At 65.2% G+C, this 22,165-nt stretch carries 19 protein-coding genes; 18 read left to right on the top strand and 1 reads right to left on the bottom strand.

Features of this window, described 5'->3' with window-relative positions:
• The first annotated feature begins 7 nt into the window (after nt 1-7).
• From GYH26_RS09600 to GYH26_RS09585, 4 genes are read left to right on the top strand one after another with little or no spacing between them, the layout of a single operon-like run.
• Complete coding sequence (locus tag GYH26_RS09600; protein ID WP_161541461.1) at nt 8-937, top strand: sugar phosphate isomerase/epimerase family protein; 930 nt, start codon at nt 8-10, stop codon at nt 935-937.
• Complete coding sequence (locus GYH26_RS09595; protein ID WP_161541460.1) at nt 934-1,659, top strand: 3-keto-disaccharide hydrolase; 726 nt, start codon at nt 934-936, stop codon at nt 1,657-1,659. The genes GYH26_RS09600 and GYH26_RS09595 overlap by 4 nt, the downstream gene beginning before the upstream one ends.
• Nucleotides 1,660-1,663: 4 nt before the next feature.
• The gene (locus GYH26_RS09590; RefSeq protein WP_161541459.1) at nt 1,664-3,052 is read left to right on the top strand and encodes a Gfo/Idh/MocA family protein; all 1,389 of its coding nucleotides are present in this window, start codon (nt 1,664-1,666) and stop codon (nt 3,050-3,052) included.
• A 21-nt stretch (nt 3,053-3,073) separates the two neighbouring features.
• Nucleotides 3,074-4,408 (top strand): Gfo/Idh/MocA family protein, encoded by a 1,335-nt coding sequence (locus GYH26_RS09585; RefSeq protein ID WP_161541458.1) that lies wholly within the window; start codon nt 3,074-3,076, stop codon nt 4,406-4,408.
• A gap of 209 nt (nt 4,409-4,617) precedes the next feature.
• Here the strand turns inward: GYH26_RS09585 and GYH26_RS09580 are convergent, their stop codons facing one another.
• Nucleotides 4,618-5,862 carry a Gfo/Idh/MocA family protein gene (locus GYH26_RS09580; RefSeq protein WP_161541457.1) on the bottom strand — a complete coding sequence of 415 codons (1,245 nt, stop codon included), beginning with the start codon at nt 5,860-5,862 and terminating at the stop codon, nt 4,618-4,620.
• Between the two features lie 174 nt (nt 5,863-6,036).
• Here GYH26_RS09580 and GYH26_RS09575 point away from each other — a divergent pair, with 174 nt between their 5' ends.
• The 14 genes from GYH26_RS09575 to GYH26_RS09510 all read left to right on the top strand — a co-directional run bounded on the left by GYH26_RS09575 (nt 6,037) and on the right by GYH26_RS09510 (nt 22,162).
• On the top strand, nt 6,037-7,755 hold the full coding sequence (locus tag GYH26_RS09575; protein ID WP_161541456.1) for a GMC oxidoreductase: 1,719 nt from the start codon (nt 6,037-6,039) through the stop codon (nt 7,753-7,755).
• Between the two features lie 12 nt (nt 7,756-7,767).
• Complete coding sequence (locus tag GYH26_RS09570; protein WP_161541455.1) at nt 7,768-9,489, top strand: GMC oxidoreductase; 1,722 nt, start codon at nt 7,768-7,770, stop codon at nt 9,487-9,489.
• Between the two features lie 18 nt (nt 9,490-9,507).
• A complete protein-coding gene (locus tag GYH26_RS09565) occupies nt 9,508-10,170 on the top strand; it encodes a gluconate 2-dehydrogenase subunit 3 family protein (RefSeq protein WP_012844231.1) in 663 nt (220 codons plus the stop codon).
• 37 nt (nt 10,171-10,207) lie between these two features.
• Nucleotides 10,208-11,068 (top strand): sugar phosphate isomerase/epimerase family protein, encoded by an 861-nt coding sequence (locus GYH26_RS09560; RefSeq protein ID WP_161541454.1) that lies wholly within the window; start codon nt 10,208-10,210, stop codon nt 11,066-11,068.
• A gap of 14 nt (nt 11,069-11,082) precedes the next feature.
• A complete protein-coding gene (locus GYH26_RS09555) occupies nt 11,083-12,255 on the top strand; it encodes a Gfo/Idh/MocA family protein (RefSeq protein ID WP_161541453.1) in 1,173 nt (390 codons plus the stop codon).
• Nucleotides 12,256-12,276: 21 nt separating this feature from the next.
• On the top strand, nt 12,277-13,296 hold the full coding sequence (locus GYH26_RS09550) for a sugar phosphate isomerase/epimerase family protein (protein ID WP_014067269.1): 1,020 nt from the start codon (nt 12,277-12,279) through the stop codon (nt 13,294-13,296).
• Nucleotides 13,297-13,406: 110 nt separating this feature from the next.
• Nucleotides 13,407-14,165 carry a ThuA domain-containing protein gene (locus tag GYH26_RS09545; protein WP_161541452.1) on the top strand — a complete coding sequence of 253 codons (759 nt, stop codon included), beginning with the start codon at nt 13,407-13,409 and terminating at the stop codon, nt 14,163-14,165.
• A gap of 68 nt (nt 14,166-14,233) precedes the next feature.
• On the top strand, nt 14,234-15,097 hold the full coding sequence (locus GYH26_RS09540) for a hypothetical protein (protein WP_014067267.1): 864 nt from the start codon (nt 14,234-14,236) through the stop codon (nt 15,095-15,097).
• Nucleotides 15,098-15,199: 102 nt separating this feature from the next.
• A complete protein-coding gene (locus GYH26_RS09535; protein ID WP_161541451.1) occupies nt 15,200-18,148 on the top strand; it encodes a peptidase MA family metallohydrolase in 2,949 nt (982 codons plus the stop codon).
• Nucleotides 18,148-19,266, top strand: coding sequence for a PQQ-binding-like beta-propeller repeat protein (locus GYH26_RS09530; RefSeq protein WP_161541450.1), 1,119 nt, complete (start codon nt 18,148-18,150; stop codon nt 19,264-19,266). Before GYH26_RS09535 ends, GYH26_RS09530 begins: the two co-directional genes overlap by 1 nt.
• Nucleotides 19,241-20,008, top strand: coding sequence for a hypothetical protein (locus GYH26_RS09525; protein WP_161541449.1), 768 nt, complete (start codon nt 19,241-19,243; stop codon nt 20,006-20,008). Before GYH26_RS09530 ends, GYH26_RS09525 begins: the two co-directional genes overlap by 26 nt.
• 67 nt (nt 20,009-20,075) lie before the next feature.
• Nucleotides 20,076-20,549 carry a GatB/YqeY domain-containing protein gene (locus tag GYH26_RS09520; RefSeq protein ID WP_161541448.1) on the top strand — a complete coding sequence of 158 codons (474 nt, stop codon included), beginning with the start codon at nt 20,076-20,078 and terminating at the stop codon, nt 20,547-20,549.
• Nucleotides 20,546-21,091, top strand: a complete 546-nt coding sequence (locus tag GYH26_RS09515) for a CvpA family protein (RefSeq protein WP_014067262.1) — start codon at nt 20,546-20,548, stop codon at nt 21,089-21,091. The genes GYH26_RS09520 and GYH26_RS09515 overlap by 4 nt, the downstream gene beginning before the upstream one ends.
• Before the next feature lie 12 nt (nt 21,092-21,103).
• Nucleotides 21,104-22,162 (top strand): M14 family zinc carboxypeptidase, encoded by a 1,059-nt coding sequence (locus tag GYH26_RS09510; RefSeq protein WP_242006362.1) that lies wholly within the window; start codon nt 21,104-21,106, stop codon nt 22,160-22,162.
• Nucleotides 22,163-22,165: the final 3 nt, after the last annotated feature.

Genomic DNA, 22,165 nt, shown 5'->3' with positions numbered 1-22,165 from the left:
CGATGTCATGAATCGACGTGATTTTCTGGAGCGGGCTTCGGCGCTGCTGGCGGTCGGTCTGAGCTGGGTGCGGACCGGCGGTACCGACGAGGCGCCGTGGTTTCGGATCTCGCTGGCCGAGTGGTCGCTGCACCGGGCGATCTTCGGCGGGAAGCTCGACGCGCTGGACTTTCCGGTGGTGGCGCGTCGGGAATTCGGGATCGAGGCGGTCGAGTACGTGAACCAGTTCTTTTTCGACCGGGCGCGCGACCGGGCCTACCTTGGCGAGCTGAAGCGGCGGGCCGAGGGCGAGGGCGTGCGCAGCCTGCTGATCATGTGCGACCGGGAGGGACGGCTGGGCGATCCGGACCCGGCCCGGCGGCGGCAGGCCGTAGAGAACCACTACAAGTGGGTGGAAGCGGCGCGCTTTCTGGGCTGTCATTCGATTCGGGTCAACGCGGCCAGCGAGGGGAGCTACGAGGAGCAGCAGAAGCTGGCGGCCGACGGGCTGCGGCAACTGGTGGAGTTTGCCGCCGAGCACGAGCTGGACGTGCTGGTGGAGAACCACGGCGGGTTGTCGAGCAACGGGGCCTGGCTGGCGGGCGTGATCCGGATGGTGGATCACCCGCGCTGCGGGACGCTTCCGGACTTCGGCAACTGGCGCGTGGACGCGGAGACCTGGTACGATCCCTACCAGGGACTGGCCGAGCTGATGCCCTTCGCGAAAGGCGTGAGCGCCAAGTCGTACGACTTCGATGCCGAGGGGAACGAGACGCGCTTGGACTACGTGCGCCTGCTGCGCATCGTGCGGGACGCCGGCTACCGGGGCTATATCGGAATCGAGTACGAAGGGGATCGGCTGGACGAGATGGAAGGCGTTCGGGCCACGAAGGCGCTGCTGGAACGGGTACGGGCACAACTGGCCGAAGCAGAGAACAACCAGGGAGGACAGCGATGAACCGTATGCGACGTCTTTTTTCAGTGGTTTTGCCGGGCATCGTACTGCTGGCAGCCGGGTGCGGGCCGTCGCGCTCGGAGGCACCGGCGCAGGCGCAGGCGGCCGCGGCCGACACGTCCGGCTGGATCGTGTTGTTTGACGGCACGAGTCTGGAGGCCTGGCGCGGCTACCGAAGCGAGACGATTCCGCCGTGCTGGCGGATTGCCGAAGACGGGACGCTGCACTGCACGGGCGAGGGGAGCGGCGACCTGCTCACGAAGGAGCAGTTTGCCGACTTTGTGCTGGAGCTGGAATGGAAGGTGGCGCCGGGCGGCAACAGCGGGATCATGTACCGGGTGACGGAGGAGTACGATGCGCCGTGGATGAGCGGGCCGGAGTATCAGGTGCTGGACAATGCGGGGCATCCGGACGGCAACGATCCGAAGACGAGCGCCGGCGCCTGCTACGCGCTCTATCCGACGGATCCGTCGGCGGTGCGTCCGGCCGGGGAGTGGAACACGACGCGGATTGTGGTGGACAGCGCGCACGTCGAGCACTGGCTCAACGGCCGCAAGGTGGTCGAATACGAACTCTGGAGCGAGGACTGGAACGCTCGTGTGGCGGCCAGCAAATTCCGGGTCTATCCGAACTTCGGCAGGGCGCGGCAGGGCCACATTGCCCTGCAGCATCATGGCGATCCGGTCTGGTATCGCAACATCCGCATTCGTTTGCTGAATCGATAACCTCATGGCTACGTCACGACGCGACTTTCTGCGCCGGACGGGCGCCTCGCTGGCCGGACTGGCCCTGGGGCCGGCCGTACTGACGCGCCCGGCGCATATCGTTCGGCTGCACCCGGAACCGCTTCGACCCGTGCCGCCCTCCGACACGATCGGTCTGGGCATGATCGGCATGGGGATCATGGGCTTTGGCAATGCCCGTACGGCGTTGCAGGTGCCCGGGGTACGCCTGGTCGCCGTGGCCGACTGCTACGACGGGCGGCTCGTGCGTACGAAGGAGGTGTTCGGTGCCGACGTGTTCACCACGCGCGACTATCGCGAGGTGCTGGCACGGCCGGATGTGGACGCCGTCGTCATCTCCACGCCGGACCACCTGCACGCGCAGATCGCCATCGAGGCCATGGAGGCCGGCAAGGACGTGTACCTGGAAAAGCCTATGGTGCAGCGCGTTGAGGACGGCCTGCGCGTCATCGAAGCCGAGCGACGCACCGGCCGCGTGCTCATCGTGGGCAGCCAGCGCGTCAGTTCTATCCTGTACGCCAAAGCCCGCGAGCTGTACCGATCGGGTGCCATCGGCCAGCTCAACATGGTCGAGGCCTATATGAACCGCAACTCGGCCACCGGCGCCTGGCAGTACACGATCCCGCCGGACGCCTCGCCGCAGACCGTCGACTGGGAGCGTTTTCTGGGACCGGCACCACACCGGCCGTTCGATCCCGTGCGCTTTTTCCGCTGGCGCAACTACTGGGACTACGGCACGGGCATCCCCGGGGATCTGTTCGTGCATCTGTTTTCGGGCATCCACTTTGTCCTCGACGCACTCGGTCCCACGCGCATCTACGCCTCGGGCGGGCTCCGCTTCTGGAAAGACGGCCGGGAGGTGCCCGACGTCATGGCCGGACTGTATGAATACCCTGACACAGCGGCTCACCCGTCGTTTACGCTTTCGCTCAAGGTGAACTTTGCCAACGGCGGAGGTGGCGGCGAGGCGTTTCGGTTCATCGGCGACGAGGGGATGATCGAGATCGGATGGGGACAGGTGCGGCTCTCGAAGCTTCCGCCGCGACGGCTGACCGAGCAGGAGCTGCTCGGCTGGAATTCGCTGCGGACGTTCCCGGAGGCCATGCAACGACAGATCCTCGAAGCGTTCCGGGCCGAAAATCCGCCGCAGCGTGAGGTCTCGGAAACGCAGGAAGTGGTCTACCAGGCTCCGCCGGGCTACGACGACCGGCTGGATCACTTCCGCAACTTCTTCGAAGCGGTGCGCACGCGCGGGCGGGTGGTCGAGGACGGCACCTTTGGCTTCCGGGCCGCCGCTCCGGCGCTCCTTTCGAACACCAGCTACCTTGAAAATCGGGCGATCGGCTGGGATCCGGAAAACATGCGACAGACCTGAAAACGTAATTCCAGAGGAACCATGGCAGGAGGGCGAATTTCCCGACGTCGGTTTCTGGGTACGATGGCCACGGCCGGAGCCGCTTTCACGATCGTGCCCCGGCACGTACTGGGACGAGGCTTTGTGCCGCCCAGCGACAAACTGAACATTGCCTGCATCGGCGTGGGGGGCCGTGGCGCCTGGAACGTGCGTGGCGTCTCTTCGGAAAATCTGGTGGCCTTCTGCGATGTGGACGACGAGCGGGCGGCCGAGACCTATCGGGCCTTTCCGAATGTACCGCGCTATAAGGACTTCCGGGTAATGCTGGAGCGCGAAGGCGACCGAATCGATGCGGTGGTGATCTCGACGCCCGACCACACGCACGCCGTGGCGGCGATGATGGCCATTCAGATGGGCAAACATGTCTACTGCGAAAAGCCGCTCACGCGCACGATCTACGAGGCGCGGCGGCTGGCCGAGGCGGCGCGCGAAAAAGGGGTGGTGACGCAGATGGGCAACCAGGGGCACGCGGGCGAAGGCACGCGCCAGATCCGGGAATGGATCGAAGCGGGTGCGATCGGTACGGTGCGGGAGATTCATTTCTGGACGAACCGGCCGATCTGGCCGCAGGCGATTGAGCGGCCGCTGGAGGCCTACCACGTGCCGCCGACGCTGGCCTGGGATCTGTGGCTGGGTCCGGCGCCGGAGCGGCCCTACCATCCGGCCTACGTGCCGTTCAAGTGGCGGGGCTGGTGGGACTTTGGCACCGGGGCGCTGGGCGACATGGGCTGTCACATCATGGATGCGGCCTTCTGGACGTTCGACCTGCGCGATCCGGTGCGGGTGACGGCCGAGACGACCCCGGTTTTTCCGGAGACGGCGCCGCTGGTGTCGCGCGTAACCTACGAGTTTGCGGCCCGGGGAAATCGGCCGGCGCTTCGGGTGGTCTGGCGCGACGGCAACCTGGCGCCGCCGCGTCCCCCACAGTGGGAGAAGGATCGGCCCTGGCCGCCGATGGACAGCGGGCAGATGTTCATCGGCGACGAGGGCGTGTTGATTGCAGGGACCTATGGGGAAAATCCGCGCCTGGTGCCCGAGTCGCGGCATCAGGAATGGATCGCTTCGGCACCGGCGCCGCGCTACCCGCGTTCGCCGGGGGTATATCAGGAATGGATCGAAGCCTGTAAAAACGGTGGGCAGGCGGGTTCGAACTTCCCGGACTATGCGGGGCCGTTGACGGAGATGGTGCTGCTGGGGAATCTGGCCGTGCGCGTGGGCGGCACGATCGAATGGGACGCGGCCACCCTGCGCGTGACGAACATCGAGGTGCCGGAGGAATACATCCGGCCCACCTACCGCAGCGGCTGGCACCTGTAAAACGGGGCTGCCGTCAGTGTGGCGAAACCAGGGCCGGCAACTGTGCAGCGCGCAGCTGAGCACGCCTTTCTTTCGGGGGGGGGCTTCTTTTTGCGGATGCGCTTATGTCACCGGCACCGTTGAAGACGGGGTGCCGCGCAGGGCATTGCAGATAATCTGCAAGCAGCTTGCAAATTTTGCGCTGAAGGCGTGACATGCTGGCCTGAACGTCACCGTCGGTTCGGTTGCCAGGTGCCGCGGGCGACGGCCGGCACGAACGTTTCCAGTCCTTCTGGCTTCCAGGAGAGCGTGCGTTCCTGCTCGGCGCTCATGTAGGCGGTCATGAGCAGTTCGACCACTTCCAGGCCTGCGTGGAAGTCCTCCTCCGGCTGGCGTCCTTCGAGGAAGCAGCGCACGAAGTAGCGGTTTTCCCATTCGTAGCCGTATTCGGCCGCTTCGTTGCCTACCAGCGGCATCCAGCCCTGCTCGGCATTCTGCTTTTCGACCAGATCTTCGCCGGCTTCGCCCTGCACGCGCCGGCTGAAGAACAGCCGGGCGCCGGTGTCCAGCGAGTTGACCTGCATCGAATATTCGGGACCGAGCAGTTCGGCCGTCAGGCGCAGTCCGGGGCCCACGTAGCTCCACGAAGTGGTTGTTTCGGCGATGAGCGTGCGGCCGTCTTCGTCCACGAACTCAATCGTCGCGCGGGCGAAGTCCTCAGCCGGATGGTGTTCGTAGTCCAGACGCGGGTCCATGTGCTCCCGGAGCCAGGCGGCGTACTCCGGACGCGACCACTTCAGGCTGGCGATCTGGGCCGTCACCTTGACCGGGCGGATGCTCTGGCGCGGCTTGCCGGGTTCGGTCAGCAGGAAGCGAGCCACCTCGACGCTGTGGCACATCATGTCGTTGAGCACGCCGCCGCCCTGCAGGTTGCCGAACCAGAACCAGGGGGCGTGCGGTCCGCTGTGCTCTTCGGCCGCGCGGGCCAGGTAGGGGCGGCCGGTCAGCGCGGCGCCGCGTTTCCAGAGGATCTCCCGGCCGCGTCGGATGGCCGGTGTGAACAGCTGGTCTTCCAGGTAGCCGTGCAGGAGACCGGTGCGCTCCACCAGTTCCACCATGCGGCGCGCTTCGGCCACGTTGCGCGCCAGCGGCTTTTCGCAGGCCACGCCGACCAGTTCGCCTTTACCGCGTTCCAGCGCATCCACAATGGCTTCCATGTTTTCGATGCGGGCGTGGTTGGGGCCGCAGATCCAGATCGCGTCGATCGAAGGATCGGCCACCATCGCTTCGATCGAGTCGAACGCCCGGGCTTCGCCCACGTGCAGTTCACGGGCCAGCGCTGCCGCTGCTTCGGCATGGGCCCGGTTCGGGCTCCAGATGCCCCGGATGTCGGCGTCGCGCACGGCCTGCCAGGACTGAATATGAAAGCGCGTGATAAAGCCGCTTCCGATAAACCCAACACCAAGTCGTTTCATGGAAATCTGTGAGTTGGTCCATTTGTCTCGAAAAATAGCATGCGGCGCTTAAATGTGAAGCAGGACTTTGTTGTTTGGAACCGGTTTCATGGTTTGCAAAAAAGGGGACTCCATACTATCTTCAAGCTGCTTGATGAAAGGGCTTTCGTTTAAAGCTGTTTGAAGGAGGGCCTTATGAAAAAGAACGTGTTTGTGGCGCGGCCGCCGGAGGTGTACGATGCGATCGTGGTGGGATCGGGCATTTCAGGGGGCTGGGCGGCCAAAGAACTCTGCGAACTGGGCCTGAAGACGCTCGTGCTGGAACGCGGCCGTCCCATCGAGCACGGCAAAGACTACATCACCGAGCACATGCCGCCGTGGCAGACGTCCTTCCGGGGTCTGGAAGACCGCAAGCGCATGCTCGAGGATCACTACATCCAGATGCAGGCCGGCCCGGTCAACGAGTACAACATCCACTTTTTCATCAACGATCGGGAAAATCCGTACACGCACGACCCCGACAAGCCTTTCCTGTGGATTCGCGGCGATCAGGTGGGCGGGCGCTCCATCATGTGGGGACGGCAGAGCTACCGGTGGAGTGAAATGGATTTCGAGGCGAACGCGCGCGAAGGCATCGCCATCGACTGGCCGATTCGGTACCGGGATATTGCCCCCTGGTACGACTACGTGGAACGTTTTGTCGGTATTACGGGCCAGGCCGAGGGGTTGCCGCAGCTTCCGGACGGGCAGTTTCTGCCGCCGATGCCGATGAACTGCGTCGAGCTGCACGTCAAGGAGCGCATCGAGAAGGCCTTCCCCGGCCGCAAAATGACCATCGGACGGGCGGCCATCCTGACGGTGCCACACAACGGACGAGGCGCCTGCCATTACTGCGGCCCGTGCGATCGCGGTTGTACGCCGGGGGCTTACTTCAGCAGCCTGAGCAGTACGCTTCCGGCGGCGCGGGCGACGGGGAACCTGACGCTTCGGCCCAACAGCATTGTGCACAGCGTGATCTACGACGAGGAGCGGGACCGGGCCGTGGGCGTGCGGGTGATCGACCGGGAGACGAAGGAGATGCTGGAGTTTTACGGGCGGATCATTTTCCTGTGCGCCTCGACGCTGGCAACGACGCAGATTCTGTTGAATTCGAAGTCGCGGCGTTTTCCGAACGGGCTGGGCAACTCCAGTGGGGTGCTGGGCCACTACCTCATGGACCATCATTTCAAAGTGGGGGCCGGAGCCGAATTCCCCGGCTTCGAGGACCGGTATTACTTCGGCAATCGGCCCAACGGCATTTACATTCCGCGTTTTCGAAACCTGGGCGATCGCGCCACGCGGCATCCGGACTTTCTGCGTGGATACGGCTATCAGGGGGGGGCCAGCCGGGGAAGCTGGTGGCGCGGGGCGGAGATGGACGGTTTTGGCGTGTCGCTCAAGCAGGCGCTGCGCGATCCCGGCCCCTGGCGTATGTGGCTGACCGGTTTCGGCGAGATGCTACCGCGCTACGAGAACTACGTGGAACTGGATCCGGAGGTAACCGACGCCTGGGGCATTCCGGTGCTGCGCATTCACTGTACGCTGAGCGAGAACGAGCGGAAGATGCGGGAGGACATGGCCAATGCGGCGGCCGAGATGCTCGAGGCGGCCGGGGGCAAAAACGTGCAGCCGTACATCGACGACTACAAACCCGGCGAGGGCATTCATGAGATGGGGACGGCGCGGATGGGTCGGGATCCGAAGACGTCGGTGCTGAACGCCTACAACCAGATGCACGACGTGCCGAACGTGTTCGTGACCGATGGGGCCTGCATGACGTCTTCGGCCTGCCAGAACCCGTCGCTGACGTACATGGCGCTGACGGCGCGGGCGGCGCACTATGCCGTCGAACAACTCAAAAAAGGCAACCTGTAAACGACGTCGCCGATGGTGAAAAAGAACGTGTTTGTGGCACGGCCGCCGGAGGTGTACGATGCGATCGTGGTGGGATCGGGCATTTCAGGAGGCTGGGCGGCCAAAGAGCTCTGCGAACTGGGCCTGAAGACGCTCGTGCTGGAACGCGGCCGTCCCCTGGAGCACGGCAAGGACTACGTGACCGAGCACCAACCGCCCTGGAAATTCTCCTTTCGCGGGCGCGGCGAGCGCAGCCTTTTCGACGAGGAGTATGCCATTCAGAAAAACTGCTACGCCTGTCGCGAAGATACCAGGCACCTGTTCATCAACGACAAAGAAAATCCCTACATCCAGCTGGAGCCGTTCATCTGGATTCGCGGGGATCGGGTAGGCGGGCGTTCACTCATGTGGGGGCGCCAGTGTTACCGGTGGAGCGACCTGGACTTCGAGGCGAACGCCCGGGATGGCTTCGGGGTGGACTGGCCGATCCGTTACCGGGACATTGCGCCGTGGTACGACTATGTGGAGCGTTTTGCGGGGATCAGCGGTCAGGCCGAGGGCTTGCCGCAGCTTCCGGACGGTCAGTTTTTGCCGCCGATGCCGATGAACTGCGTCGAGTTGCACGTCAAGGAACGCATCGAAAAAGCTTTCCCCGGTCGCAAAATGACCATCGGGCGTGTGGCCGTGCTGACCGTACCCCTGAACGGCCGTGCGGCCTGCCATTACTGCGGCGTCTGCGAGCGGGGCTGCACACCGGGGGCGTATTTTTCGAGCCTGAGTGCCACGCTTCCGGCGGCGCGGGCGACGGGGAACCTGACGCTACGGCCCAACAGCATTGTGCACAGTGTGATCTACGACGAGGAGAAGGACCGGGCCGTGGGGGTGCGGGTGATCGACCGGGAGACGAAGGAGATGCTGGAGTTTTACGGGCGGATCATTTTCCTGTGCGCTTCGACGCTGGGGACGACGCAGATTCTGTTGAACTCGAAGACGCCTCGTTTTCCGAACGGGCTGGGCAATTCGAGTGGGGTGCTGGGCCACTACCTCATGGATCATCACTTCGTGGTCGGTGCCAGCGGAGAGATCCCGGGCTTCGAGGACCGGTACTACTACGGCGATCGGCCCAACGGTATTTACATTCCGCGTTTTCGAAACCTGGGCGATCGCGCCACGCACCGGTCGGACTACCTCCGGGGCTTCGGCTATCAGGGAGGCGCCTCGCGGCCAGGGTGGGACCGGGGCGTGAACATGAATGGCTTCGGCGCTGCGTTCAAAAAAGCCCTGCGTGATCCGGGGCCGTGGATCATGGGACTGGGGGCCTGGGGCGAGATGCTGCCGCGTTACGAGAACTACGTGGAGCTGGACCCGGAGCGCACGGACCCCTGGGGAATGCCGCTGTTGCGCGTCCACTGCACCTGGGGCGAGAACGAGCTGGCCATGCGCAAAGACATGGCGCAGAGCGCGGCCGAGATGCTCGAGGCGGCCGGCGCCCGGAATATCCAGGTGTACGACGGGATCGAGTTCGCGCATCCGGGGCTGTGCATTCACGAGATGGGGACGGCGCGGATGGGTCGGGATCCGAAGACGTCGGTGCTGAACGCCTACAACCAGATGCACGACGTGCCGAACGTGTTCGTGACCGATGGGGCCTGCATGGCTTCGTCGGCCTGTCAGAACCCCTCGATCACCTACATGGCGCTGACGGCGCGGGCGGCGCACTATGCCGTCGAACAACTCAAAAAAGGCAACCTGTAAAACCGAGCGCATAAAGCTATGGATCGACGCGAAGCATTGAAGCGGCTGGCCCTGCTGACGGGCGGGGCGCTGTCGATGTCGACGATTGCGGGCGTGCTGGGTGGCTGCCGGGCCGGTTCGGCGCCGGGCTACCGGCCACAGACGCTCTCGTCCGATCAGCACGAGCTGGTGGCCACGATCGCCGAGCTGATCATTCCGGAGACCGACACGCCGGGCGCCCGTGCGGCCGGTGTGCCGGAGTTCATCGACCGGATGCTGACGGACTGGATGTACGCGGCCGAGCGCGAGCACTTTCTGCAGGAGCTCTCCCGGGTGGATGCGCTGGCGCAGGAGCGGTTCGGACGACCGTTCGTGCGGGCTTCGGAGGAACAGCAGGTGCAGCTGTTGCAGGAGCTGGAGCAGGAGGCCCGCCAGACCGAGCCGCGCCGCGTGGTGATCGACCGGGCCACGGGCCAGATCGTCGACGGGCCAGACACATCGGCCGAAGACATCGCGCAGGGGCGCCCACCACGCACGCTGACGGTGGAGCTGCGGCCGTTTTTCCGGGTGATGAAGGAGCTGACGGTGGTGGGTTACTACACCTCGGAAGTGGGAGCCACGCAGGAACTGCGGCTCAACCTGGTGCCCGGGCGCTACGACGCCTGCGTGCCCTACGACCAGATCGGCCGCGCCTGGGCGTGATTCTCTACAGATCCTGTCACCATCCAACCGTTTTGCCATGGATCGCCGCGATTTTCTGCGCACGGCTGGTGGGCTGGCGCTGGGAGGGCTGACGGTGGCGCTGGGCTGCCGTCCATCCGAAAGCCAGTCTTCACAGAGCCAGAACGCCTCGGGTGGCACGCGCCGCCTGGAACGCATCGGGCTGCAGCTCTACACGGTGCGGACGCTCATGGAGCAGGACGTGCCGCGTACGCTGGAGCAGGTGGCCGAGATCGGCTATCGCGAGGTGGAATTTGCGGGTTACTACAACTACACGCTGCAGGAGCTGCATCAGATGCTCGAAAACCTGGGACTTTCGGCTCCCGCCACGCATGTGCCCTACCAGGCGCTCGAAGAAAATCTGGAGGCCACGCTGGAGGCCGCACAGGTGCTGGGGCATCGCTACGTGGTGGTGCCCTGGCTGCCGCCCGAGCAGCGCCAGACGCTCGACGACTACCGGCGCTGGGCCGAGCGCTTCAACCGCTGGGGGGAGGCCTGCAGGGCTGCAGGCGTGCAGTTCGCCTACCACAACCACGATTTCGAGTTTGCCCGCCTCGACGATCAGGTGCCCTACGACGTGCTGCTGGCCGAGACGGATCCGGAGCTGGTCAAGATGGAGCTGGACCTGTACTGGATCACCTACGCCGGGCACGATCCGCTGGCCTACCTGCAGCAGCACCCCGAACGCTTTCCGCTCTGCCACGTCAAGGACATGACGGCCGAGCGGCAGATGACGGACGTAGGGCAGGGGACCATCGACTTCGCGAAGATCTTTGCACAGGCGCAGTTCCAGCACTATTTTGTGGAACACGACCAACCCGAGGATCCGCTGGCCAGCGTTCGGCGCAGCTACGAGTACCTGTCGCAACTGACCTTCTAAAATTCAAAAAAGCGATGCCGTTGAACCGTAAGCTTCGCTATGGCATGGTAGGCGGCGGCCCCGGTGCCTTTATCGGTGCCGTACATCGCAAAGCCGCCGCGCTGGATGGTGAGATCGAACTGGTGGCCGGGGCTTTTTCGTCCGATCCGGAAAAGTCGCGCCAGATGGGCGCCCTGCTGCACCTGGATCCCCGGCGCGTCTATCGTTCCTACGAGGAAATGGTCGAAAAAGAGGCGGCGCTGCCGCCCGAGGAACGGATCGACTTCGTGTCGATCGTCACGCCCAATCATCTGCATTACCCGATTGCGAAAGCCTTCATCGAAGCCGGCTTTCATGTGGTGTGCGACAAGCCCATGACGACCACGCTGGAAGAGGCCGAGGATCTGTGCCGGCTGGTGGCCCGCCACAACGTGCTCTTTGCGCTGACGCACAACTACTCGGGCTACCCCATGGTCAAGCAGGCGCGGGCCATGGTGCAGGAGGGGCTGCTGGGCGAGATTCGCAAGATCGTGGTCGAGTATCCGCAGGGCTGGCTGGCCACACCGCTGGAGCAGACCGGTCAGAAGCAGGCCGTCTGGCGCACCGATCCGAAGCTGGCCGGTGCCGGGGCGCTGGGCGACATCGGCTCGCATGCCGAACACCTGGCCCGCTACATCACCGGACTGGAGCTGGACCGCCTGTGCGCCGACATTACCACGTTCGTGCCCGGCCGCAAGGTCGAGGACGACGCGAACCTGCTCGTCCACTACCAGAACGGTGCTCGTGGCATCCTCTACGCCTCGCAGGTATCGGTGGGCGAAGAAAACAACCTGCGGATCCGGGTCTACGGCACGAAAGCCTCGCTCGAGTGGCATCAGGAAGAACCGAACTACCTGTACGTGCGCTATTCCGACCGGCCCGAGGAGGTCTACAAGCGGGGCAACGAATACCTGGCCCCGGCCGCTCGCCGGGCTTCGCGCCTGCCTTCAGGCCATCCGGAAGCCTTTATCGAAGCGTTCGCGAACATCTACCTGAACTTTGCCCGGACGCTCAAGGCGCGGCTGGCCGGCGAAAAGCCCGATCCGCTCGATCTGGATTTTCCGACCGTACAGGACGGAGCGCGCGGCGTGCACTTCATCCTGACCGCGCTCGAAAGCGGCCGCCGTCGCGCCTGGGTCGATGCACGCTACACGCCACCCGGAGCCTGAACATCCAAACCTGACAGAGCCATGGCACGACCGGTTACCCTGTTTACCGGACAGTGGGCGGACCTGCCGCTGGAGACGCTCGCCAAGAAAGCGGCCGAATGGGGCTACGATGGCCTGGAGCTGGCCTGCTGGGGCGATCACTTCGACGTGCAGCGCGCCCTCAAAGAGGACGGCTACTGCGAGGAGCGGCTGGAGTTGCTGGCCCGCTACGGGCTGAAGGTCTGGGCTATCAGTAACCACCTGGTGGGCCAGGCCGTCTGCGACAACATCGACGAGCGCCACAAGGCGATCCTGCCGCCGCACGTATGGGGCGACGGCGACCCCGAAGGCGTGCGCCAGCGGGCAGCCCGGGAGATGATGGACACCGCCCGGGCGGCCGCCAAACTGGGGGTCAAGGTGGTCAACGGCTTTACGGGGAGCAGCATCTGGCATCTGCTCTACGCCTTCCCGCCGCTGCTGCCCGGCATGATCGAGAAGGGCTACGAGGATTTTGCCCGTCGCTGGAATCCAATCCTGGATGTATTCGAGGAGGTAGGCGTGCGCTTCGCGCTCGAAGTGCACCCGACCGAGATCGCCTTCGACATTTCGTCGGCCGAGCGCGCGCTGGAGGCCATCGGTTATCGCGAATCGTTCGGCTTCAACTACGATCCAAGCCATCTGGGCTACCAGGGCGTCGACTACGTGGCGTTCATCGAGCGCTTTGCGGACCGCATCTACCACGTGCACATGAAGGACGTCTGGTGGTCGCCCGTGCCGAAGCGTTCCGGTGTCTTTGGCGGGCACCTGGAGTTCGGACACCGCGACCGCTACTGGGACTTCCGCTCGATCGGTCGCGGCAACATCCGCTTCGAGGAGATCATCCGGGCACTGAACCGGATTGGCTACGACGGCCCGCTTTCAATCGAGTGGGAAGACATCGGCATGGACCGCGAGCACGGCGCCCGTGAAGCCTGTGCCCGCGTCAAAGCGATGGACTTCCCACCGTCGGCGGCCGCGTTTGACGCGGCCTTCGCCCGCGAACGCCAGGCCCAGGCGACCTGAAGTCGCCGCCATGGGGTAGTTTCTGCCCACGTTTGTCTTATCTTGAAAAGGGCGGACCGCTTCGGCCGCCCTTTTGTTTGGTTGCCATAAATCAGAACCGGTAGACTGACATGCGGCTACTTCACCTATCTCTGCTGCTGAGCGCCCTGCTTCTGCTGGGCGCCTGCTCGATGCCGGGCAACGGCCAACCCGCCGACGACGAACCCGCCTTCCGGGTGCTGGTCTTCAGCCGGACCGCCGGTTACCGGCACGATTCGATTCCGGACGGCATCGCCGCGATTCAGGAGCTGGGCGCCGCGCACGGTTTTCAGGTGACGGCCACGGAAGACCCGGCCTACTTTCAACCCGACTCGCTGGCGCAGTTTGCCGTGGTGGTCTTCCTGAATACGTCGGGCGACGTGCTCGACGCGCTTCAGCAGGAGGCCTTTCGGGCCTACATCCAGAACGGAGGCGGGTTCGTGGGTGTCCATGCCGCCAGCGACACGGAGTATGACTGGCCCTGGTACGGCAATCTGGTGGGCGCTTACTTCAAGAATCACCCGCATATTCAGGAGGCCGTCGTGCGCGTGGTGGACCGCACGCATCCGTCCACGCAGGAGCTGCCCGAAGCCTGGACGCGCACGGACGAATGGTACAACTTCCGCGAAAACCCGCGCTCGAAGGGCGTACAGGTGCTGGCCGTGCTGGACGAAACCACCTACGAGGGCGGCGAGATGGGTGAGGATCATCCGATCTCGTGGTACCATGTCTATGACGGCGGACGGGCCTGGTACACGGCCATGGGGCATACGAAGGAAAGCTACGCGGAGCCGCTGTTCCGGCAGCACCTGCTGGGCGGAATCCTGTGGGCGGCCGGTCGGACGCAATAGCCGAACCTTCCAGAGTATGGCGGGTTGGAGCAGGCGACCTCCCTGTGATCAACCCGCTTTTTCTTTTCATGGCCAGGAGCAAACGTCGTCCGGGGGCGCCTGCGAGTCCGGCGCAGAATGGCGAAGTGGACTGGGAAGCGTGGCTCGACGAGCTGCTGCAGGAAGTGGAACTGGCCCCGCCCGGCAGTACGCCGCTGGAGCAGGCCCAGGTGTTGATCTACCAGGCCTGGGACGAACCGGATCGCACGCGACGCATCGAACTGGCCCGCCGGGCGCTGGACTGCTCGCCTGATTGCGCCGACGCCTGGGTGGTGCTGGCCGAGGAGGCCGACGAACTGGCCGAGGCGCTGCGCTGCTACCGGGAAGGCGTGGCGGCCGGCGAGCGTGTGCTGGGGCCCGCCCTGCTGGCACAGGAATGCGGACAGCTCTGGCAGATCCCGGAGGCCCGTCCGTATCTGCGCGCCCGTGTGGGACTGGCGCAGTGCCTGTGGCTGCTGGGGGAACAGGAGGCCGCGATCGCGCACTTCTGGGAGCTGCTGCGACTGGACGGGGGCGACCACCTGCGCGTGCGCTACCTGCTTCTGGAGGCGCTGCTGATCCGCAACGACCTGGAGGCGCTCCGACGCCTCATCGACATGTACCCGGACGACGAGTCGGCGGCCTGGTGCTACAGCCGGGCGCTTGTCCTGTATCGGAGCGAAGGCGATACACTGGCGGCCCGTCAGGCCCTGCGCGAGGCGCGCCAGGCCAATCCCCACGTACCCGATTATCTGCTGGGGCGCAAAAAGCTACCCCGTCCACTGCCCGACTACATCGAACCGGGTACCGTGGAGGAGGCCGTCGATTACGCTTCGGTGGCGCTGCCCTACTGGAAAAACACCCCCGGTGCGCTGAGCTGGCTGCGCGGGCAGGTCGCCTGTCTCCGCCGCTGAAGCATCGCGCCCCTGCGGCTTCGAGGAACGGTCGGCCCCGGTTGGCGTAGCCTGTGAACGTACGGTGAATCGGGCTGCGGGCATAACCTGCCATCGGACGCGATGCGTGCACTTCTGCTGGGGCTGGGCCTGGGTGTGCTGATGGCGTCGGCCGCGTCGGCGCAGTTCTACGAGTCGCACTTCGGCAAGAACAAGATCCAGTACGAGCGCTTCGACTGGCACGTCCTGCAGACCGAACACTTCGACATCTACTATTATCCTGAAATGCAGGCGCTGGCCGAGCACGGCGCCTATTTTGCCGAGGAAGCCTATCGCACGCTCCAGCAGCGCTTCAACTACACGCTGCCGCGGCGCACGCCCATCATCTTTTACGCGGCTCCCTACCATTTCCAGCAGACGAACACGACGCCGGGCTTCATTCCGGAAGGCGTGGGTGGCTTTTTCGAGCTGATCAAGGGACGCGTTGTAATTCCGGCCAGCGGCAATCTGTATCGCTTCCGACGGGTGATCTGGCACGAACTCGTTCACGTGTTCACCTTCAATCGGGCCTTTCAGGTGCTGCGCGATCACCGGGTGCCGCCCGATCGCTATCTGCCGCTCTGGTTCACCGAAGGGCTGGCCGAGTACTGGTCGGGCCCGCCCGACGACCAGCACGAGATGATCCTGCGCGATGCGCTCTATGCGAACTATCTGGTGCCGCTGGAGAACATGTACCGCATCTACGGCACCTTTCTCATGTACAAAGAGGGCGAAGCGCTCTGCCGGTTCATTGCCGAAACGTACGGCGAGGAAAAGCTGCTGGAGCTGATCGAACAATTCTGGATCGACCGCGACTTCCGGCGGGTGATGGAGCACGTGCTGGGCGAGGATTTTTACACGATTTCGGATCGCTGGGAGCAATGGCTGAAAGAACGGTACCTGCCGGAGCTGCCCCGTCAGACGCTGCCGTCGCTGGCTTCCGAAGCCATTGTGGCGCGGGGGTTCAGCGCGAAGCCCATCGTCTACCGCCGCCGGGACGGTCGGCGTTTCGTGTATTACCTGGGCAACGAAGGAGCCTACACGAATCTGTACGCGCTGCCGGTCGACTCGGCCTATCGCCCGCAGGGAAAACCGAAAACGCTGATCCGCACGGGCCGGAGTGAGCGCTTCGAGTCGATCAACCTGCTGGAAGACCGCATGGACGTGTCGGCCGAAGGCGTGCTGGCCTTCACCACCCGAAGCGGAGAAGGGGACGTGCTGCACCTGTACGACCTGGAGCGGGAAGAACTCGTAAACACGTACCGCTTCCCCCGACTGGTGGCGCTCTACAGTCCGACGTGGAGTCCGGACGGCACGCGGCTGGCCTTCAGTGCGATCGACGAGGGCGGCTGGATCGATCTCTATGTGCTGGAGCTGGATACCGAACGACTTGAGCGGCTCACGCGCGACCTCTACGACGACCGCGACCCGGCCTGGAGTCCCGATGGCCGCTACCTGGTCTTCGCATCGGACCGCACGGCCTGGGGCGACCGCTACGGCATGAATCTGTTTCTCTACGACTTCCATACCGGACAGCTTCGCCAGCTCACCGACGGGTGGCGACGCGATCGGGAGCCGCGGTGGAGTCCGGACGGTCGCTACGTGGTGTTCGCCAGTGCGGTGGTGGAAACCGACGGCCGTTTCGGTCCGCGCGACGTCTGGGCGGTGGAGGTGGCCCCTGCGCTGCCGACCCGGCCGGTGGCCGCTGCATATCCGGAGACCGGATCGGAACCGGTCGGCCCGCCGGTGCGCCGGCTGTACCGGCTGACGAACCTGGCCACAGCCGCTTTCGATCCGCTCTGGACGCCCGACGGTCACCTGCTCTTCAGTGCGTTCGAGCACTACCGGTTCACCGTGCGTCGGATACCGGATGTGGCCGAACGTCTGGCCCGGCCGCACCAGCAGGCTACGGTGGCGCTGCTCGGGACTCGGCCGCCCTGGAAGCCCGGACGGCTCTCGGCCGACAGCGGCGTGCGCCGCAAGCCCTACCGCCGTCGCTACAGCCTGGACGTGGCCTACGGCGGCATCAGCATCAGCCAGAGCGCGCTCTGGGGCACGACCGGCGGGGCCGCGCTGGCCTTTTCGGATCTGCTGGGCGACGATCGCTGGTACGTGACGGTCTTCCACACCGGCCGGGGCAGCGGCGAACTGCTCAAAGGCCTGAACGTAGCCGTCTCGCGCGTGCAGCTCCATCGCCGCACCGACGTGGGCTATGGCCTTTACCGCTTTGCCGGCCTGCGCTTCGACCTGACCGATCCGGATGCGGCCGCCGAATATCCGCTGCTCTGGGAAGAACTCGTGGGCGGCTACGGCGCGCTGAGCTATCCGATTTCGACCTTCCAGCGCATCGAACTGAACACGGCGCTGGCCTGGAGCGACAAGCGCGTGGCGATCCGGGGCGTTCGGCGCCGGGCACTGCTGCTGTCGAATGCGCTGGCCTTCGTGCACGACGACGCGCTCTACGGTGCCAATGGCCCTGTTGAGGGCTGGCGCGCCAACCTGACCGTGGGTTACACGTCCGACCTGCGCTATTCCAACGTGAGCTACTACACGCTCAGTCTGGACGTGCGCCACTATCTACGGCTGATGCGCAACGTCACGCTGGCGTCCTGGGGGCTGCTCCGAATGAACGAAGGCCGCGAAGCCCGGCTGTGGTTTCTGGGCGGAAGCTGGGATCTGCGCGGCTTCCCGCTGTTCGATGTGCGCGGCCGCAAGCTCTGGTTCACCTCGCACGAACTGCGCTTCCCGATTCTGGAAGCGCCCTCGCTCTACATTCCGCTGCTGGCACCGTTCGGCATTGCCAACCTGCGCGGTGCCCTGTTTTTCGATGCAGCGCACGTGTGGAACGACGACTACAACGAGCGCCAGCCGCAACTTTATGCGGGCGAGACGCTGGGCGCCATCGGACTGGGCTTCCGGCTGAACCTGCTCGGTGGACTGGTGCTGCGCTACGACATCGGGTACCGCTACCGCGACGGCTTCCGCCATCGCGAGCGGACGTTCCGGCAGTTTTTCTTCGGATGGGATTTCTGATGCGTCGAGCGCTGTGGTTGATCGGATTGCTTGTGCTGGGCGGCTGCCGTTCGCTGCAGGTGCCCGTCGGGGCTCTGGTGCCGCCCGAAGAAGCCACGTGGACGGCGCCTCCGCCGCTGGTGGTGCGCTGGCGGCGCGACGTCGAGGCGGCTCCTGTCCGGGCGCTGGTGGCCGGGCGCATCCTGCTGGTGACCAACCATAAAGGCGACGTGCATGCCTTCGAATTGCCCGAAGGCCGGCGGCGCGGCGTGCTCGATGTGGGCCGGGATCTGATGGGCGTGCCAGCGCACCGAAAGTCGCTGCTGGTGGTGCCGGTGGCGCTCGACGATGCCGCGGTGGTGGCCTACGACCTGTACCGCCGCCGAACCGTCTGGCGTCGCACGGGCGATGGTGTGGAGGCCGGCCTGACGCTGGACGGCGAGGTCGTGTACGTGGCCGAGCGGTGGGGGCGGGTGTACGCGCTGGACGTGGAGGACGGGCGGGTACGCTGGGCGCAGGAGCCCGAGGCGACCGGGCTCGATGGCGTGCGGGCGCGGCCGGTGCGCGTCGGCGAGCTGCTTGTGGTGGCCGACAAACGCGGCCGCGTAGTGGCGCTGGAGGCCCGAACCGGCCGGCTGCGCTGGCGACAGAGGCTCCGGCCCGTCTATGCCGACCTGGCGGTTGCCGACGGGCTGGTGCTGGTGCCCACTACCCGCGGGCGTCTGGTGGCGCTGGAAGCGGCTTCAGGGGCTACGGCCTGGACGCTGGCGCTTCCCGACACGTCCGTGCACCTTACCACGCCGGTCATGGCCGGATCGACCGTGTACGTGGCCGGCGGCGATGGTGTCGTCCGGGCGCTGACGCTGCGCACGGGCACGGTGCGCTGGACGTGGACCGGTGGGGCGGCCATCGTGGCATCCCCGGTGGTCGATACCACCGCCGGCGTGCTCTACGTGGGCGACCTGCGCGGGCGCCTGGTGGCGCTGGAACTGACCTCCGGCCACCTGCACTGGGAAACCCGACTGGATGGCGGCGTGCTCGATCTGGCCGACTCACCCTTCGGACTGATCGTCCTGACCCGTCCGCGTCATGTGTATCTATTGCAGAGCGATCATGAAGCGGTGGCGCTGCGTCCTTAGCCTGTGCCTGGGACTCTGGCCGGTAGTTTCCGGATGGAGCCAGCCGGTCGTCGTGCTCGACACGAACTGGCCGGAGGCCCGGGTCTATGCCGATTCGGTAGCGCTGGGTCTGGCCGCCCGACGCATTTTTCACATCCCGCCCGGAGCACGCACGCTGCGTCTGGTGCCGCCCGAAGGCGACACCTGGGCCATCCCGCCTCGCCTGATCACGTTGCCGGACACGACCGCCGACACGATCCACGTCGCGGCAATCTTCCGCTACTACTACCGGATCGAGTCGGTGCCCTCGGGAGCTCGGGTTTTTCTCGGGCCGCCCGAGCACCGGCACCTGCTGGGTGAAACGCCTTTGTTTGACGCCTTCGACGCACCGCTGCGCGACACGCTTTATCTGGTCCGTTCAGGCTACGCTCCGGCCACGCTCTGGCCCGGACAGGATGTATGGAACCGGCATCGGGTGCTGTTGCAGCCACTGGATGTCGCCACGCCCGACGTGCAGCCTTGGAGGCCCACCGTGCGACGACGGCACTGGATCACGTATGCCGCGCTCGGTGTGGCTGTGGCCGCCACGGCCGTTTCCATTCACTACAAATTTCAGGCGGACCGACTCTATGCCCGCTACGAGGAGACCGGCGATCCGGCGCTGCGGCCGCGCATTCGATCGCTTGACCTTCGGGCCGGCATTGCGCTGGGCGTGGCGCAACTGGGGCTCGGCGTGGCGGCTTTCCGGCTTATCTTTCGTTGAAGGGGCGGCAGAGTCGGCCGGTGCTGCGTATCTTTGAGAAAAGAACCATCCGGGACGGAGCAGAGCCATGTCGTTGAAAGAAAAGCTGACCGAAGACCTGAAGGCGGCCATGCGGGCGCGCGACGAGGCGCGTCTGCGTACGATCCGGGCCCTGCGGGCGGCGCTGATGGAGCGGGAAATCGCCGAGCGCAAGGGCGGAGAGGCCACGCTGACGCCCGAGCAGGAGCTGGAGGTGCTTCAGAAAGAGGCGAAGCGCCGCCGCGAGGCCATCGAGCAGTTCCGCGCGGCCGGACGAGAGGATCTGGTGCAGAAGGAAGCGGAAGAGCTGAAGATCATCGAAGAATACCTGCCGCGCCAGCTCAGCGACGATGAAATCCGTGCCGTGCTGGAGGAGATCATCGAAGCGGTGGGGGCGCGTTCGGTCCGCGACATGGGCCGCGTGATGAAAGAAGCCATGGCGCGCATGCGGGGCCAGGCCGACGGTCGCCGCGTGAGCGAACTGGCGCGTGAACTGCTGAGCCGGCGCGAAGCCGCTTCATGATGGCATTGACCCCACTGGACTGGTTCATCCTGGCGCTGGTCGGGCTGGGCATGGCGCGCGGTTTTATGACGGGCGGCGTGCGCCAGGTGGCCAGCGTCGTGGGATTCGTCCTGGCCGTTGTGGTGGGCATTTCGGCCATGGAGCCGGTGGGGCGTGTGGTTGTCGAGAGCCTGGGGCTGTCGCCACGCGTGGGACCGCTGATCGGATTCATGCTGGTGTTTCTGGCGGTGCAGGTGGGCGTCTGGCTGGTCATCCGGGCGACCGAAGCGCTGCTGGGGGCCATCAAGCTGTCGTTGCTCAACCGGCTGCTGGGGGCGCTGGTGGGCGGTTTCAAGGCGGTGCTGCTGTTGAGCCTGCTGTTTCTGGTGCTGCGCGTCTTCGATCTGCCCGGTCCGGATGCGCGACGCGCCTCGCCGCTCTACGCACCGGTGGCCGAGCTGCTGCCGGCCGCCTGGGACTTCGTGGTGGCCCGTGCGCCCGAAGCCCGGAAGCTGGTGGACCGTTTCTCCGGGCTGGAAGAAAAACTGGAAAAAAAGTTGTAGCCAATGGCGGCTATGCGCTGGGCGGATCGACTGGCTGCACTGGTTCCGGAAGGTGCTGCGCCGACGTTTCGCACACACGAAGCGGTGCGTGCGGCGCTCGAAGCTGCCTGCCGGTCGTCCGATGGACTGGCCACGTTTCACGAGATCGGCCGGAGCGAAGAAGGCCGACCGCTGGATGCCGTCGTGCTGGGAAAAGGGACGCGGACGGTGCTGCTCCTGGCCGGCGCCCATGCGGACGAACCCGTGGGGCCGGAAACGCTGCGCCATCTGGTGCTCGAAGGGCTGCGGCGGCCCGAGTCGCTGCGTCCCTTGCTGGAACGCGTTCGGTTTGTGATTCTGCCGCATATCAACCCGGACGGCGAGGTTCGCAATCAAAACTGGACCGAACGCTGGCCCTCGCTCGAAGCCTATCTGACCGGCGTCGTACGCGAACTTCCGGGTCGTGACCTGGAGTTCGGCTATCCGGATCTGCGCGCCGAGAATCGTGCCATTGCGGCATTTTTGCAGGCATATGCGCCCTTCGACCTGTACGTCAACCTGCACAGCATGGGCTTTGCCGAAGGGGCGCTGTTGCTCATCGAACGCCACTGGTCGTTTCGGACGGAGGCATTGCAGCAGGCTTTCGCCGACGCGGCCCGTGCGGTCGGGCTGGAGTTGCACGACCACAACCGCAAAGGCGAGAAGGGCTTTTTCTATCTGGGGCCCGGCTTTATGACCACGCCCGAAGGCGAGGCCATGCGCACGTTCTTCCTGGCGAAGGGCGATCCCGATACGGCCGCCCATTTTCGCATGAGTTCGATGGAGTTCGTGCGGAGTCTGGGTGGCGATCCACTCTGTCTGGTGACCGAGCTGCCGCTGTTTGTGGTGCGCCACCGGCCCTCGCCGCCGGGCGTGCCCGTGGCCTATCTGGAGTTTCGTGAGCAGCTTCCGGAGCTGCGCCTGCGGGCGGAAAAAGGCGCCCCGCTGGACGAGGCGCGTCGGCTGTTCGGCCTGCGGGTGCTGCCACTCGCGATCGCCATGCGTCTTCAGTTGCAGACGATCGGCTTTGCGCTGGAGACGGTGAATGCCTGAGTC

The sequence above is a fragment of the Rhodothermus marinus genome, assembly GCF_009936275.1.
GTDB lineage: Bacteria > Bacteroidota > Rhodothermia > Rhodothermales > Rhodothermaceae > Rhodothermus > Rhodothermus marinus_A.
Note: the sequence above shows the minus strand (reverse complement) of the source record. Positions and strands in the feature narration are given on the sequence as shown.